General features: G+C 51.5%; 1 tRNA gene and 1 rRNA gene. Both read left to right on the top strand.

Annotated features, from left to right (window positions below):
• A 16S ribosomal RNA gene (locus JWH17_RS23475) occupies window positions 1-112 on the top strand; the annotation flags it as partial.
• Between the two features lie 77 nt (window positions 113-189).
• Window positions 190-267, top strand: a tRNA-Ile gene (locus JWH17_RS23470).
• The last annotated feature ends 36 nt before the right edge of the window (window positions 268-303 follow it).

Genomic DNA, 303 nt, shown 5'->3' with positions numbered 1-303 from the left:
AGAAGCAGTTGACCAAACCTTCGGGATGGAGGCTGCCAAGGTATGGCTGGTAACTGGGGTGAAGTCGTAACAAGGTAGCCCTAGGGGAACCTGGGGCTGGATCACCTCCTTTATAAGGATATGCAGCTTAGACTGCAAAGGGATCAACCCCGCTTGTTTTACTGTTTAGTTTTGAGAGATCAAGGTCATGGGCCTATAGCTCAGCTTGGTTAGAGCGCACGCCTGATAAGCGTGAGGTCGGTGGTTCAAGTCCACCTAGGCCCACCAGGTTGAGTTGATCCAGGTTTTACTCCCCTTTCTGGA

Source organism: Desulfogranum marinum (genome assembly GCF_016918565.1).
Lineage (GTDB): Bacteria > Desulfobacterota > Desulfobulbia > Desulfobulbales > Desulfobulbaceae > Desulfogranum > Desulfogranum marinum.
Note: the sequence above shows the minus strand (reverse complement) of the source record. Positions and strands in the feature narration are given on the sequence as shown.